The organism is Hyphomicrobium sp., from assembly GCF_009026145.1.
Classification (GTDB): Bacteria; Pseudomonadota; Alphaproteobacteria; order Rhizobiales; family Hyphomicrobiaceae; genus Hyphomicrobium_A.
The window spans coordinates 21,912-35,170 of record NZ_WBUE01000018.1 but is presented as its reverse complement, the minus strand read 5'-3'; the positions used below and the strand labels follow the sequence as shown (position 1 = coordinate 35,170).

Below are 13,259 nucleotides of genomic sequence, written 5' to 3'. Positions count from 1 at the left end.
ACAGCGCCGCGGCCGAGCGCTTCGCTCGTGCCGCGGTGAGATCGACAAGTTTCACTCGTGGTGCGCCGAGCAGGCTGCCATCAGCTCCCCGGCGAGCTTTGCCGGAGCGGCGTGCGAGATGTCGCCGAAGCTGAGTATCCCGACCATACGCTTGTCGTCGTTGATGACCGGCAGGCGGCGGATCTGCTTGCTCTCCATGATGCCGAGCGCCTCGTCGATGCTGTCGTGGTCCCGGCAGTAGACGATGCCCTTGGTCATCACGTCGCGCGCCGTCAGCTTGTTGAGGTCGCCGCCGTTGGCGACGCCGCGGCAGATGATGTCACGGTCGGTAACCATGCCGATGAGCCGATCGTTCTCACCGACGGGAATGGAACCGATATCGAGCTCGCGCATCTTCTTGGCCAGCTCGGTGACGGGTGTCTGCGGACCGACCCACTCTGCACCCTTGTGCATTGCAGTCTTGACCGTGGATTTCATGGCCACCTCCATTGTTACGGTTTGCCAGATCCCCGTTCAGCCGTCGTCCTGTCCGTTTAGTTGGCGGCGGCACAAGCTGCCGTCAACGCCTCAAAGATCAAATGTGGTGGTGTTTTCTAATCGGTGTCGAGCATTTGGGCGGCGCCGAGCAGGGCCGCGTCCGGTCGTATGACGACGAAAGTGGGGATGGCCGACAGGTAGGTGCGGAAGCGCCCCTTGTCCTCGAAGCGGGCGCGGAACTGCGACTGGGCGAATGCTGCCCCGAGCTTCGGCACGATGCCGCCGGCGATGTAGATGCCGCCCCGGGCACCGAGCGTTAGCGCGAGGTTTCCTGCAACCGTACCGAGCATGGCGCAGAACATGGCGACGGCTCTCTTCGCGCACGCATCCTCGGCGGCCGTTGCCGGGTCGGTGATCTGTGCCGCGGTCAAGCCGGGAGACGGTCTGCCGCCGATCTCGCACAGTGCATTGTAAAGATTGACCAGCCCCGGCCCCGACAGCACGCGCTCGGCCGAGACGTGATCGAAGCGCCTGCGCAAGAGCGCCAGCACCTCGCCCTCCGCGTCGTCGGCCGCCGCCATGGTGACGTGACCGCCCTCGCCGGGAACTGGCATGTAGCTCGTCCCTGTCCACACGACGGTGCTGACGCCGAGACCCGAGCCGGGGCCGATGACACCCATCGGCGTTTCTGCGACCGGCTCGCCGCCGCCGACTTTGACGCGGTCGCTTGCCGCGAGGCGCGGCACGGCGAGCGCGTTGGCGTGGAAGTCGTTGATGACGCGCAACCGCCGCACGCCGAGGCTCTCGGCAAGCTGCGTTATGGAGAAGGTCCAGGGATTGTTGGTGAAGCTGACGCGGTCCCCGTCCGGCGCGGTGGCTACCGCCAATATCGCGTGCGCTGGTCGGCCGGCATTCGCCTGCGCCAGGTAGGCTTCGATCGCGGCTCCGATCCCGCTGTAATCCTCGCACAGGAGATTGGCGTGGCGCGACAGGGCGCCGTCGGGGGCGATGAGCGCAAAGCGCGCATTCGTCGCGCCGATGTCGCCGACCAGACCGAAATCCGTTGCGCTCATGGGCCCTCGCGTTGAAGCGAGGCGCACGCTGCCGCGTGGGCGGGTGCCGGTCAAGCGCAAGTGCTAGACAGCGCAGTGGTAGCTGCCTAAGCCGAACACGGGAGGCTGTCCGGCGAGCGCGGATCCAGACGGGCAGATGCACTGGCCATTCGCCGGGCTCGCGACCTGGTATGAACCTCCACCGACAAGTGTGCACTGCGGCTGTCTCTGTGCCGTCCGGGTCACGAGCTTGGGAAATACTGGCAAGTAGATGTCCGGGTCGTCGCGGCGGTGGCGGTCGATGAGCGATTTGTCAGGATCGCCGCTCAGGTACACTTTGAGGCCACCGGTAATGCTGGTGTAATCCTCGTCGCCGAAGTCGCCGCGCGCGAACAGCGACAGCGGCACCTCGTGGCCGCGCATAAGGTATTCCGCACCCGCCGAGCCGAAGCTCGTCTCGTTGAGGTAGCGGTAGCCGCCATAGACCTTGAAATCGTCAGTGATGTAGTAGGCGAGGTCGCTCTGCGCGAAGAAGTGCTTATCGTCGGGCGTCAGCACCTCGAGATCGCCGATGGTGCTGGGCACATCGACGCTCTCATAGCCGGCGAGTCCATCGAGCGTGAAGCGGCCGAGGTAGAGCTCCGCTTCACCAGCGATGCGCCAGATGTCGACGGAGTCCCACGTATGGTAGCTTCCATAGACGCCGAACAGGTGGCTTGACGGATCGCGCGTGAAGAGATGCAGCCCGCCACCGCCCATCGTCTCACCATCGATGGTGCCGAGCGCGCCGTCGGCCTGCAGGCCGAAGGCGTGGCCGAGGGGAAGCGCAAAGCTGCCGAGCGCGATGCCGGCCCCGTCATCATCGAAGCTGCCGCCTTCGACGCTCAGCTTGCCGTTGGGACCCGAAACCGCGGGCAACTCGCCGGCGCTTGCGATGACGCTAATCCCAAGCGCTGCGAAACAGGCAGCGCATAGAAGTCCGCGAAAGGCAATCATTTGCTGGCCTATGGGTTGCGTGAGTGAAGGCTCGCGAGCCGAAAGACGCGACCGCCACAGGTACGGGATGGAAAAACACTGTTAACAAACGTCGGTAGATTCGGCTGTGAGCACAACTGTGGGCTGCAAAAGAATCGCTCTGCGTGTCTTTCGTGCGCCTAGACGCGAAAACGCACCGTGGGATTGCCACGGTGCGTCTTCGTCTCCGCGGAGGCGCCAATCAGTTGACGCGCGTGACCTCGACCAGGTTGTCGGAGAACGTCGGCGCGCGGCCGATGTTCGACCAGGCATCGGAGGAGATGGAGTTCACCGATCCGTCCGAGCGATTGAGCTGGCGCCAGTAGCCGAGCGTGGCGACGACGATGCCGGGATTGACGTCGTCGGTCACGCGCGCCACGCCCTGGAAGTCGCCGCGGTCGTTCTGCACGCGCACCGGATCGCCCTCGCGGATGTTGCGCTTGGCCGCATCGACGGGCGAGATCATCACGAACTGCTCGCCTTGCACTCTGATCTTGTGCGGCTCGTTGGCGTAGCACGAGTTGAGGAAGGCGTGGCTCTTGGGCGAGATGATGTTGAGCGGGTAGCGCTTGGCCAGCTCGGGATTCGTTTCCGGCGATTCGCGCACCGGCTGATACCCAGGCAGCGGATCGAGCGGCGTGCCGTCCTGCTCGCCCTCGTACATGGCGCGGAACGGCGGGGCGACGAAGTTCTTGGCGTCGTTCAAGAGCAGCTCGACTTTGCCCGACGGCGTTGGGAACTTGCCCTCCGCGTGCGGCGTGCGCGTGTCGACTGGCCCGACATCGATCCGGTAATAGCCGTGCTCCTTGAAGTGGCCCATGTCGATGCCGCCCATCTTCGGGTCGGCCCAGTTGATGTAGGCTTCGCACAGCTCAGCATCGGTCATTTTGAAGACCGGGTCGTCGAAGCCCATCTCCTTCGCCAGAAGCCGCCACATCTCGCTCGTCGGCTTGCACTCGCCGGGCGGGTCGACGGCCTTCTGATTGTAGGTGAAGTAGAAGTGGCCCCACGACCACATCATGTCCTCGGCTTCCGCCGCCATGGCCGAGGGCAGGATTATGTCCGCGTACTTGGCCGTGTCATTGATGAAGTGCTCGGCGACGACGGTGAACAGATCCTCGCGCTTCAAGCCTTCGACGATCTTGTTGGTCTCCGGCGACTGGCTGACCGGATTGGTGCAGAACACGAACAGGCTCTTGATCGGCGGGTCGAGCTGCATCTCGCCGGTGAGCGCCTGGCCGAGGCGCAGGTTGTTGACCACGCGCGTGCCCGGCGTGATGAAGTCGGGGCGCGCCGCCTTCACCCAGTCGACGGGGAAGTCCCACAGCGGCAGCTGCAGCATGCCGCCGCCGACGTGGCGCCACGAGCCGGCGAGCGCCGGGATGGCATAGACAGCGCGCGCCGCCTGGGCGCCGCCCGCCGAGCGCTCGATGGCGACGCCGATGCGGATGGCGGAGGGCTGCGCGGTGGCGAACTCGCGCGCGAACTTGACGACGTCCGCCGCCTTCACGCCGGTGACCTGCTCGACGTACGCGGGCGTGAACTGCTTGGCGCGCTCTTTCAGCTCGGGGAAGCCAACCACGTACTTGTCGACATAGTCCTGGTCGACCAGGCCCTGTGCGATCATCGCGTTGATGAAGCCCATGGCGAGGGCCCCGTCGGTGCCGGGGCGCGGGCAGATGTGCCAGTCGCCGGCCTTCGCCGTGCGCGACTTATAGGCGTCGACGACCACGACCTTGGCGCCGCGCTTCTGCGCCTCGAGCACGAACGGCCAGTGGTGCAGGTTGGTCGAGATCGAGTTGCACGCCCAGATGACAATGTACCTGCAGTGCACGAAGCTCTCGGGGTCGACGCCGCCGGTCGGGCCATAGGTCAACAGCCAGGCCGACGACGAGCCCGACGTGCAATACGTCTTCTCGTTCACCGTCGAGCCGAGCCGATTGAAGAACGGGTCGCCCGAGTTGATGCCCTGCACCAGGCCCATGTTGCCGAGATAGCTTTGCGGCATGATGGCCTCAGCGCCGTATTCGGCGATGATCTCGCGCCACCGCCGGCCGATCTCGCTGATCGCCTCGTCCCAGGTGATGCGCTCGAAGTTGTTGCCGCCGTTCGGTCCCGAGCCCTTGGGGCCGACACGGCGGAGGGGGTACAGCAGCCGGTTGGGGTTGGCGTGGTGATCGTGGAAGTCCTTGAGCTTCACGCACAGGGTGCCGCGCGTGATCGGATGCTCCTTGTTACCCTTGACGTTGACGAGCTTGCCGCCCTCCACCTCGTAGACCATGGCGCACGTGTCGGGACAGTCGTGCGGACAGGCGCCGAAGAAGGTCTCGCGCTTGGCCTGCTCGTTCATATTGTGTCTCCCCTTGGTCGCGGCCCCGAAGCATTCTTGGCGGGCTTCGCTTGTCGCCGGTGCGGCAGTCTGACCCAGCTCAGTTTTGCGCGCAAGCCAAGTCCGTTTACGGAGCGAGCACGGCGGGCGCGGCGCATACGTCCTCGTAGGCGTGCATGCGCGCGGCACGATCCTCGATCGCGTACGCGCCGCCATCCACCTTGTGCAGGTAGTCGGGCCCGATCGGCACCTTGCCGTGCGCGCCGGGGATGTCGAGGACGTACGTCGGCAGCGCCAGACCCGACAGGCGAGCGCGCAGTGCCTGCATCAGGGCCTGCCCCTCGGCAATGGTCGTGCGCAGGTGCGCCGTGCCGGGAGCGAGATCGCCGTGGTGCAGGTAATAGGGCTTGACGCGCATCTCGACGAAGCGGCGCATCAGGGCCTCCAATGTGTCGGCGTCGTCATTGATCCCTTTGAGCAGGACGCTCTGGCTGACCATGGCAATGCCGCCGTCGATCAGCCGCTTGCAGGCGTCGCGTGCCGCATCCGTGAGCTCGCGCGGATGATTGGCGTGCAGCGCCACGTACACGGTTTTTGATGCCGAGCTCAGCGCCTCGACGAGCTGCGTGGTGATGCGCTCGGGGGCGACCGAGGGCACGCGCGAATGCCAGCGCAAGATCTTGACGTGGGCGATATCGCCGAGCGCCGCCGTCACCTCGGCGATGCGGCGCGGCGAGAGGATGAGCGGGTCGCCGCCGGTGAGGATCACCTCCCAGATCGCCGGGCGCGCGCGCACGTAGTCGAGCGCCGCGGCAAGCTCCGCCTCGGAGAGGGCTGCGCTCTTTCCGGGGCCGACCATCTCGCGGCGGAAGCAGAAGCGGCAATAGACGGGGCATACGCTGGCGAGCTTCAGGAGCACGCGGTCGGGATAGCGGTGGACGATGCCCGGCACCGGGCTCTTGAGATTGTCACCGATCGGATCGGGGTCCTCGGCGGGATGCCGGGCGAGCTCGCGCACATCGGGCACGAACTGGCGGGCGATGGGATCGGCGGGGTCGGATGCGTCGATCAGCTCGGCCATCGCCGGCGTGATGGCAATGGCGTAGCGCGCGCCCACCGCAGCAATTTCCCCCGCGCGCGCGTCCGCAACGAGGCCGGCATCGGCGAGATCGCTCGGTGTCGTCAAGGTTCTGCGGAATGCGGTCATCGCGGCTTCCGGTCAAGCATCGAACGCGTGGCCGAGCATAGCGTGCCGCCCGTACCACAGTGGCAAGAGTTCCACGCGCGTCTTGTTGATTGTGGGGACATGATTGGACAACTCCGCCACGAGCCGCCCGATTTGGCGTACGGATGGCGCCTTCCAGTGCATGCGTCCCCTTAGTCCGTGGATTGTGAGGAGGCGTTTATGCGTCGTCATTTGCTTGCCGTGTTTGTTGCGTGCGTTTCCATCGCCGGAGCAGCCGAGCGGGCCTTGAGCGACGGCGATCCCTACGACTATGCCGCACCCATTACTCCGACCGCTCCATCTTGGACTGGCTTCTATCTAGGTGCGCATCTGGGTGGAGCCTGGGGCAGCTCCACGGCGACCGACAGCTCCGGGGCGACGCTCAACGACTATTGGAGCTCCGCCCCGAGCGGCGTCGTCGCGGGCGCCACGCTCGGCTACAACTGGCAGCTGGGGCCGATGCTCTACGGCATCGAGGGCGATCTGGGATATCTAGGGCTTGCGGGCAGCGCAACTACGGCCTTCGTCCCGCTGGGCTATGAAGCATCGACCAGCACCGACCACGACTTCTATATGACCCTGCGCGGGCGGCTCGGTGTCTTAATGAACGGCTGGATGCTGTACGTTACGGGCGGGTACCTCGGCTCGGACACGACGGTGTCAGTTCTGGAGAGTTGCGACGATATTACGTGCGACGCCTCGATCGCCAGCGCTTCGAGCTCGTCATTTCGCAACGGGTGGACGATTGGCGGCGGGTTTGAGGCGGCGATTGAGCAAGGCTGGACCGCCAAGGTCGAGTATCTCTACTATGACCTGGGGAGCATCAGCGTCACGACCCCCGCGAGCACGCTCGGAGGGCCGAACACTTGGACTGTCGACACCGACGGTCAACTTGTACGCGCTGGAATGAACTACCGCTTCAACAGCTTCAAGTTCGGACAGTAGGCACTGGGCATGGCACAGCGGCCAGCCCAACGGCTGGCCGCCGATCAATTTGTCGAATTCGTGCGGGCGGTTGTCGGTCAGCGGTAGCCGCCGGACACCGCAATACGCTCGCCGGTGATCCAGCGTGAATCGTCGGAGGCGAGGAACACGGCGACCTTGCCGATATCCTCCGGCTGTCCGACGCGCCGCAGCGGCGTGTTGGCAACCGTGTGCTTCTCGAAATCGCTGCCGATGGCACCGAAGCTGTGCGTTCCTTCCGTCTCGACGAGGCCGGGATTGAGAGAGGTGACGCGCACGTTGCGCGCACCCAGCTCGAGCGCCAGCACGCGCGTGATCGTGTCGAGCGCGGCTTTGGTGCCGGAGTACACGGCTGAGGTGGGCACGGGGCTGAAGGCCGCGACCGAGCTCACGTTGATCACCGAGCCGCCCTCGGGCGGGAAGTGCTTGAGCGCTTCCTGCGTCGCTAGAATTGGCCCCAAGACGTTGATGTTGAACTGGCGGTGAAACGTGGCCTCGCTGATCTCCTCGATGGGCGCGAACTCATAGACGCCGGCATTGTTGACCAGCACGTCGAGCTTGCCAAAGGCCTCGTGCGTCGCGTCGAACAGCGATTTGACGTCGGCTGCCTTGGCGACGTCGCCGCCGACCGCTATGGCCTTGCCACCCTTGGCGGCGATCTCGGCAACGACCTTCTCCGCCCCGTCGCGGCTCGACGCGTAGTTGACGACGACCGAGGCCCCCTCGGCCGCCAAGGCCTTGGCGATGCCGGCGCCGATTCCCTTGGAAGCTCCCGTAACAACGGCGACTTTGCCTGCAAGCTTGCCCATGACACCCGTCCTTTCCGGTTCGACAATTAGACAATCATCGTACTATGATGCCCATCTAAGTATCGATCTGGGGTGGTTCAAGGAGGCGGCGGAACGGCGTCCGCTGCGGCAAACTTGCGCTTAGATCTTGGCTAGGCGGGACAGGTAGGCGCGCAGCACGTCGCGATTGAGCGTCATGCTCATGCACTTGCCGGAACGCGTGACGTCGATGAGCCCGGCCGTCTCCAGCTCCTTGAGATGGTGCGAAAGCGTCGCCGCGCTCACCTCGTGCTGATCGAGCAGGGCGGCGCAAGGGAGCGCCTCGGCGGCGCCGCCGATCTGCTCGAGGATCTGATAGCGGCGCGGCTCGGCCAGCGCGCGCGCGATCTGCGCGAACTGTTTCTCGGAGAGGCGCGTGGCACGGGCGTTAGCCATGCGGGAAATATGGCGGTTCGCGCTGCGTTGTCCAGAACGCGGCTGCGTCATGTGGCGGTTGTGCGTAGCGAGGATCCCCAGAAAAAATGCGCGTCGTGGCCCGGTCTTGTGTCGGCCCGGCGAGCCATTAGATATTTTCGAGCAGCCAGCGCTGGGCGTCCAGCGGCCGGCTGCGTTCGATCCCGGGACCCGGGACAAGGAGGCACACATGACCACCTGCGCTTGTGGCAATTGCCAATTTTACGACAATCACAGCAAAGCCGCTGCGAAGCACCATAAGGAAAAGAACGCCGGCCTGTGCCGGTTCAATCCTCCGCTCCCGCAGTCCGAGAACGGCGCCCACGGCGTATGGCCGGTCGTCGCCAGCAAGGACTGGTGCGGTCACTTCGCGGCGACCGTCGAACGCTTCATGTCGGCGGCGGCATAGCCGTCGTTGATGGAGTTTCGCAATGAATGCGCTGGCCTCCCGGGCCGGCGAGCGGGGGTTTTCAGCGCTCAGACATTGGCGTCCACAGCACCTGGTCGATGCGCGTCGCGCCTGTGGCCAGCATGACGAGGCGGTCGAAGCCAAGCGCGCAACCTGAAGCGGGCGGCATAGCCGCCAGCGCGGCGATGAAATCCTCATCGATCGGATAGCGCTCGCCATAGCGCGCTTCTTTCTTGTCCATCTCGGCTTCGAGGCGGCGGCGCTGCAACTCGGGATCGGTCAGCTCGCCGAAGCCGTTGGCAAGCTCGACGCCGCAGCAATAGAGCTCGAAGCGCTCGGCGAGGCGTGGGTCGCCTGTGCACGGCCGTGCCAGCGGCGCTTCGCTCGCCGGATACTCGGTGAGCAGGGTTGGGCGCCCGTTGCCGAGCTTGGGCTCGACCAGCGCCGTCAGCAGCTTGGAAAATATGTCGGCCCAGGTATCGTCGTCTCGCGGCGTGATGCCGGCGCTTTCCGCCGCGGCGGCGAGCGCATCGCGGTCATTGGCGTCGGCGCCGATGCGGGCGAGAAGGTCGACGCCGGCATAGCGCGCGAAGGCCGCGGCGACGGTCAGGCGCTCCGGCACAGCGCGGGGATTAGAGGTGACGCCGCGCCAGGATACGAAGCGGTTGTCGGCCGTCTCGGCGGCAAGCTTCAGTAGCGCCGCGCAGTCATCCATCATCGCTTCGTATGGCGCCTCGGCGCGATACCACTCGAGCATGGTGAACTCGGGGGCGTGCAGCGCGCCGCGCTCACGGTTGCGGAACACGGGTGCGAAGGTGAAAACGTTGCGCTCGCCGGCGGCGAGCAGCTTCTTGCAGGCGAGCTCGGGCGAGGTGTGAAGGTAGAGGGTGCGCCGCGAGAGGTCGGGCGCCACCAGCTCGGTGCGGAAAGCGTGCAGATGCGCCTCGTTGCCGGGCGAGATCTGCAGGCAGCCGGTCTCGACCTCGACAAAGCCCTGCGCTTCGAACCAGGCGCGGATGGCCGCCTTGATACGCGCGCGGGTCAGCAAGAGCGGGCGCCGGTCGGCGTGCGTCGCGGGGGTCCACCAGGGGCGGTCTGTGCTCATGGCGCTTCTCTAGCTGATCCTACTGGCCGGCACACTCCGTCATCCCGGCGCAGGCCGGGATCTACGCCAGCTTCAACGATCTCTCATGGTGAAGATCGAAAGTAATGCCTCAATCGTGGCGCCGATTCCGCGCAATACCGGCCAGCGGGATGCTCTGTGGAGACTTGCGTGGATCCCGGCCTGCGCCGGGATGACGTTCTAGAGTCCGCGGCCCGCGCTCACTGACCGGGAAAGCCAGAAAAGCTCACCCCTGGCCGGGATGACAGCCCAGCCGGGAAAGGGTATGAGAGCGCCCGAGCTTCCCCCTATCGGCCGTCAACGAGCGCGCCTAGCGCCGGCGCCGGCCCCTGCAATGGAGAACTAAGTGGCTAAGGTCATCGCCTCATCGGTGCGCAAGGGCAATGTGCTCGATCTCGACGGCAAGCTCGCCGTCGTCATCCACGCCGAGAATATCCACCCCGGCAAGGGCACGCCCGTCACGCACCTTGAGATGCGCCGCATCGCCGATGGCGTGAAGGTGACGGAGCGCTACCGGACCACCGACCAGGTCGAGCGCGCCTACCTCGACGAGAAGGACTACAACTATCTCTTCGAGGACGACCACGGCTATACGTTCATGCACCCGGAGACCTACGACCAGATCATCGTGTCGAAGGACGTCGTCGGCGACCAGGCGCAGTGGTTGCAGGAAGGCATGACCTGCTCGGTGTCGATGCACGAGGGCGTACCGATCGCCATCGAGCTGCCGGCGCGCGTCACGCTGGAGATCGTCGAGGCCGACCCGGTGGTCAAAGGGCAGACGGCCTCTTCCTCCTATAAGCCGGCGAAGCTCTCCAACGGCGCGCGCATCATGGTGCCGCCGCACATCGGCGCCGGCACGCGCGTCGTCATCATGACGGCGGACGGCTCTTACGTCGAGCGCGCCAAGGACTGAGCTCCGCTACTGATCCGGCTGCACCATCTCCAGCCAGGAGCGCACTTGCATCATCCGATTGGCCGTGTGTGCCAGCACGCAGTTGGCGGCGATCGGCTGTGCCATGGTGCCGCCCTCGAAGATCTCGTAGGGCACCGCGCAGTCTGCATCGCGCGACGTGATCCAGATGCGTTGCGCCTTGCACACGTCCTCGGCCGCTTTGGCGGATAGCATCTTCATCAGCCGGCCGTACTCGTCGTTGAGCAGGTTGTCCCAGATCTTCGTTTCCCGGTTGATGCAATCGACCATGCCCACGGTCGACTGCGCATCGGGCGTCTCGAGGCAGGGGTCGGAGACGCGGCCGATGCAGACGTGCGCGTCGCGGCCGGCCTCGTATTCGGACTTGAGGCAAGCGCCAATAGTCGCGGCGTCGTCGGCACGCGCGGGCAATGGGCACGTCATCGCCAGAGCCAGCGAGCACGCGAGCGTGACACAGAAGCAGCGCGGCATACGAGTCGTCCCTCGGGTTGCAGACGGTCTCGCGTATCTAGTCGCCTTGCGCCATTTCCCGCCAGGACTTTATGAGGATCGCATGGTCGGCCCTGTGATCGCACACACATTATGTCGCGATCGGCAGCGCCATTGTGCACCTTCGAAGATCGCGTCACAGCTCTGCACGCTCTTGACGTTCTTGCTGTACGGGAGGGCAGGGCACCGAGCCGTAGGAGCAGTAGACGCAGCACTCGCCTTTCTTCGGTGTCAACCGCGCCCCGCAATGCCTGCAGTCGTATACGTATTGGCACGCGTCCGTGGGCATGATCTCGACCGAGGCACGACCGCAGGCTGGACAGGTGATGGTCGACCTCAGCTCCACCGCATAGGCCTGGCGAGCTTTAGGGACCGCGCGTGGGTTACGGGCAAAGCGGGCACACCGCGTAGGCCGTTGCGCCGAGCGCCAGCAGCATCGCAGCAGCGATCGTAAGCTTCGCAAGCATCCGCGTATCTCCTCGTCTCATGGCCAGGTTTCAACAACGAGCCCTGGAAGGCGGCCCAAGAGAAGCCTACAATCTGTAGCTACTACAGATGCAAGCGCGGAATTTTCCAGCATGGATGCGAGGCCCACGATGAAGCCATTGCTGATCGGACGCGTTGCCGAGCGGACCGGTGTCAATATCGAGACCATCCGCTATTACGAGCGCATCGGCCTGCTGGCGCATCCGCCACGTACCGAGGGTCGGCATCGCACGTACGACGAGGGCGATGTGCGCCGGCTCGGTTTCATTCGGCGCGGCCGCGAGCTCGGGTTCTCGCTCGAGGACGTCCGTACTCTACTCAAGCTTGCCGATCGCGGAGGTATGGCTTGTGCAGAGACAAAGGACATGACGGCACGGCATCTCGGAGACGTCCGCGGCAAGATCAGAAGCCTCAAGAGGCTCGAGCGGGCACTCACCAAGATGACCGATGCGTGCCAGCCGGGCTCCCAACTCTCGTGCCCGGTCCTCGATGCCCTCGGCGCCGGCGCCTGATCCTGGAAGGGGCGCTTTCTCCGTGGCACAGCGATCGTGAATCGAATGCGCTGCCTCTTCAAGCCGCGAGCGACTTGCGCACCTCGAAGATCTCCATGATGCGCGCACCGCGGTGCGGGCCATCGACGACGAAGGTCCAGCGCCCCTCGGTGTAGGTGTCGCACATCTTGACCCCCTTCACGAGGATCCAGTGCCCTTCCTTGCCCTTGTGCACGGCGAGGATGTAGTGCGCCCACACGTTGCGCGGCTTCTGCATCCATGCCCACAGCGTCGGTCGCTCCTTGCGCGGCTTGGCCATGTAGGTCTCTTTCAGCGACATCTCGTAGCCGAACTGGGCCAGCGCGGCGGCCACCTCGTCGGCGCCGGTCCCCTTCACGACCGTCTTGCGCGCAGAGTTGCGCTCGGCGCGGATGATCTCCTCGATCTTCGAGATCGGATAGCCGGTGATGGCGGAGAGCACGTAGGGGCCGCAGAAGGCCGTCCGGCCGGTGTCGTTATTGGCCTCCGAGAGGCTCGACGTCATGCGGTCGCAGCTTGCCAGGCTTTCCATGGACGCCTCGAGGTTGGTTAATGAAATGTCATACTAAGAGGTTTACGAATGGTTAACGGGCGCCCCGGCGCCGGGGGGCGAGCCTGTGAAGGGAGGGCTGCATGTATGTCGTGGTCGTGTTTCTGGAGGCGGAAGCCGGCCGGCAGGAGGAGTTGAGCGAAGCGCTGCGCGCACATGCTAAGACCTGTCTCGACCGCGAGCCCGGATGTCAGAGATACGACATCTCGGTCGACCCGCTCGAGGGCGCCGCCTACCTGCTCTACCAGATCTACACGGACGAGGCGGCGTACCGCGCGCATCGCGAGCTGCCCCACTACGCCGACTTCCGGCTGCTCACCGATCCGTGGACCAAATCGCGGCGTGTGCTCACCTATCGGGCAATGGCGCTGAACGGCACCGCTTGAGCCGCACGACGGCCACCACCACCTGCCAAAGTGTGCCGCTGTGCTGCAGTC

16 protein-coding genes are annotated in these 13,259 nt (G+C 65.2%); 5 read left to right on the top strand and 11 right to left on the bottom strand.

Translation table 11 applies throughout. The features are described 5' to 3' along the window. Window positions 1-51: 51 nt before the first annotated feature. The 5 genes from F9K20_RS13900 to F9K20_RS13880 form a co-directional block, all read right to left on the bottom strand. Entirely contained in the window at window positions 52-477 is a 426-nt protein-coding gene (locus F9K20_RS13900) for a CBS domain-containing protein (RefSeq protein ID WP_291002822.1), read from the bottom strand. A gap of 116 nt (window positions 478-593) precedes the next feature. After that, window positions 594-1,550 carry a glucokinase gene (gene glk, locus F9K20_RS13895; protein WP_291002819.1) on the bottom strand — a complete coding sequence of 319 codons (957 nt, stop codon included), beginning with the start codon at window positions 1,548-1,550 and terminating at the stop codon, window positions 594-596. Window positions 1,551-1,613: 63 nt separating this feature from the next. After that, window positions 1,614-2,447 carry a hypothetical protein gene (locus F9K20_RS13890; RefSeq protein ID WP_291002816.1) on the bottom strand — a complete coding sequence of 278 codons (834 nt, stop codon included), beginning with the start codon at window positions 2,445-2,447 and terminating at the stop codon, window positions 1,614-1,616. Between the two features lie 298 nt (window positions 2,448-2,745). Then, complete coding sequence (locus F9K20_RS13885) at window positions 2,746-4,893, bottom strand: molybdopterin oxidoreductase family protein (RefSeq protein ID WP_291002813.1); 2,148 nt, start codon at window positions 4,891-4,893, stop codon at window positions 2,746-2,748. A 106-nt stretch (window positions 4,894-4,999) separates the two neighbouring features. Next, window positions 5,000-6,079: a lysine-2,3-aminomutase-like protein gene (locus F9K20_RS13880; RefSeq protein ID WP_291002810.1), complete on the bottom strand. Its 1,080-nt coding sequence runs from the start codon at window positions 6,077-6,079 to the stop codon at window positions 5,000-5,002. A gap of 198 nt (window positions 6,080-6,277) precedes the next feature. On the opposite strand from F9K20_RS13880, the gene F9K20_RS13875 reads away from it, so the two are divergent. Next, window positions 6,278-7,042, top strand: a complete 765-nt coding sequence (locus F9K20_RS13875; RefSeq protein ID WP_291002807.1) for an outer membrane beta-barrel protein — start codon at window positions 6,278-6,280, stop codon at window positions 7,040-7,042. A 77-nt stretch (window positions 7,043-7,119) separates the two neighbouring features. Here the strand turns inward: F9K20_RS13875 and F9K20_RS13870 are convergent, their stop codons facing one another. After that, a complete protein-coding gene (locus F9K20_RS13870; RefSeq protein ID WP_291002804.1) occupies window positions 7,120-7,869 on the bottom strand; it encodes an SDR family NAD(P)-dependent oxidoreductase in 750 nt (249 codons plus the stop codon). Window positions 7,870-7,989: 120 nt separating this feature from the next. Beyond that, entirely contained in the window at window positions 7,990-8,283 is a 294-nt protein-coding gene (locus F9K20_RS13865) for a helix-turn-helix domain-containing protein (RefSeq protein ID WP_291002801.1), read from the bottom strand. A 208-nt stretch (window positions 8,284-8,491) separates the two neighbouring features. On the opposite strand from F9K20_RS13865, the gene F9K20_RS13860 reads away from it, so the two are divergent. Next, window positions 8,492-8,710: a hypothetical protein gene (locus F9K20_RS13860; RefSeq protein WP_291002798.1), complete on the top strand. Its 219-nt coding sequence runs from the start codon at window positions 8,492-8,494 to the stop codon at window positions 8,708-8,710. A 61-nt stretch (window positions 8,711-8,771) separates the two neighbouring features. On the opposite strand, the gene epmA is transcribed toward F9K20_RS13860, so the two are convergent. Beyond that, a complete protein-coding gene (epmA, locus tag F9K20_RS13855) occupies window positions 8,772-9,815 on the bottom strand; it encodes an EF-P lysine aminoacylase EpmA (protein WP_291002795.1) in 1,044 nt (347 codons plus the stop codon). A gap of 364 nt (window positions 9,816-10,179) precedes the next feature. On the opposite strand from epmA, the gene efp reads away from it, so the two are divergent. After that, on the top strand, window positions 10,180-10,749 hold the full coding sequence (gene efp / locus F9K20_RS13850) for an elongation factor P (RefSeq protein WP_291002792.1): 570 nt from the start codon (window positions 10,180-10,182) through the stop codon (window positions 10,747-10,749). Window positions 10,750-10,755: 6 nt separating this feature from the next. Here efp and F9K20_RS13845 read toward each other — a convergent pair whose 3' ends face one another. After that, window positions 10,756-11,238, bottom strand: coding sequence for a lysozyme inhibitor LprI family protein (locus tag F9K20_RS13845; RefSeq protein ID WP_291002790.1), 483 nt, complete (start codon window positions 11,236-11,238; stop codon window positions 10,756-10,758). A gap of 154 nt (window positions 11,239-11,392) precedes the next feature. Continuing rightward, on the bottom strand, window positions 11,393-11,602 hold the full coding sequence (locus F9K20_RS13840) for a GDCCVxC domain-containing (seleno)protein (protein ID WP_291002787.1): 210 nt from the start codon (window positions 11,600-11,602) through the stop codon (window positions 11,393-11,395). A 250-nt stretch (window positions 11,603-11,852) separates the two neighbouring features. Here F9K20_RS13840 and F9K20_RS13835 point away from each other — a divergent pair, with 250 nt between their 5' ends. Next, on the top strand, window positions 11,853-12,254 hold the full coding sequence (locus tag F9K20_RS13835; protein WP_291002784.1) for a helix-turn-helix domain-containing protein: 402 nt from the start codon (window positions 11,853-11,855) through the stop codon (window positions 12,252-12,254). Window positions 12,255-12,312: 58 nt separating this feature from the next. On the opposite strand, the gene F9K20_RS13830 is transcribed toward F9K20_RS13835, so the two are convergent. Then, window positions 12,313-12,804, bottom strand: coding sequence for a hypothetical protein (locus F9K20_RS13830; protein ID WP_291002782.1), 492 nt, complete (start codon window positions 12,802-12,804; stop codon window positions 12,313-12,315). 101 nt (window positions 12,805-12,905) lie between these two features. Here F9K20_RS13830 and F9K20_RS13825 point away from each other — a divergent pair, with 101 nt between their 5' ends. Then, window positions 12,906-13,208 (top strand): putative quinol monooxygenase, encoded by a 303-nt coding sequence (locus F9K20_RS13825; RefSeq protein ID WP_291002780.1) that lies wholly within the window; start codon window positions 12,906-12,908, stop codon window positions 13,206-13,208. Window positions 13,209-13,259: the final 51 nt, after the last annotated feature.

What these genes read in the sequence shown, in the direction of transcription:
- F9K20_RS13900 (WP_291002822.1), bottom strand. Translation starts at nt 477, where the DNA reads ATGAAATCCACGGTCAAGACTGCAATGCACAAGGGTGCAGAGTGGGTC.
- glk (WP_291002819.1), bottom strand. Translation starts at nt 1,550, where the DNA reads ATGAGCGCAACGGATTTCGGTCTGGTCGGCGACATCGGCGCGACGAAT.
- F9K20_RS13885 (WP_291002813.1), bottom strand. Translation starts at nt 4,893, where the DNA reads ATGAACGAGCAGGCCAAGCGCGAGACCTTCTTCGGCGCCTGTCCGCAC.
- F9K20_RS13880 (WP_291002810.1), bottom strand. Translation starts at nt 6,079, where the DNA reads ATGACCGCATTCCGCAGAACCTTGACGACACCGAGCGATCTCGCCGAT.
- F9K20_RS13875 (WP_291002807.1), top strand. Translation starts at nt 6,278, where the DNA reads ATGCGTCGTCATTTGCTTGCCGTGTTTGTTGCGTGCGTTTCCATCGCC.
- F9K20_RS13870 (WP_291002804.1), bottom strand. Translation starts at nt 7,869, where the DNA reads ATGGGCAAGCTTGCAGGCAAAGTCGCCGTTGTTACGGGAGCTTCCAAG.
- F9K20_RS13865 (WP_291002801.1), bottom strand. Translation starts at nt 8,283, where the DNA reads ATGGCTAACGCCCGTGCCACGCGCCTCTCCGAGAAACAGTTCGCGCAG.
- F9K20_RS13860 (WP_291002798.1), top strand. Translation starts at nt 8,492, where the DNA reads ATGACCACCTGCGCTTGTGGCAATTGCCAATTTTACGACAATCACAGC.
- epmA (WP_291002795.1), bottom strand. Translation starts at nt 9,815, where the DNA reads ATGAGCACAGACCGCCCCTGGTGGACCCCCGCGACGCACGCCGACCGG.
- F9K20_RS13845 (WP_291002790.1), bottom strand. Translation starts at nt 11,238, where the DNA reads ATGCCGCGCTGCTTCTGTGTCACGCTCGCGTGCTCGCTGGCTCTGGCG.
- F9K20_RS13835 (WP_291002784.1), top strand. Translation starts at nt 11,853, where the DNA reads ATGAAGCCATTGCTGATCGGACGCGTTGCCGAGCGGACCGGTGTCAAT.
- F9K20_RS13830 (WP_291002782.1), bottom strand. Translation starts at nt 12,804, where the DNA reads ATGGAAAGCCTGGCAAGCTGCGACCGCATGACGTCGAGCCTCTCGGAG.
- F9K20_RS13825 (WP_291002780.1), top strand. Translation starts at nt 12,906, where the DNA reads ATGTATGTCGTGGTCGTGTTTCTGGAGGCGGAAGCCGGCCGGCAGGAG.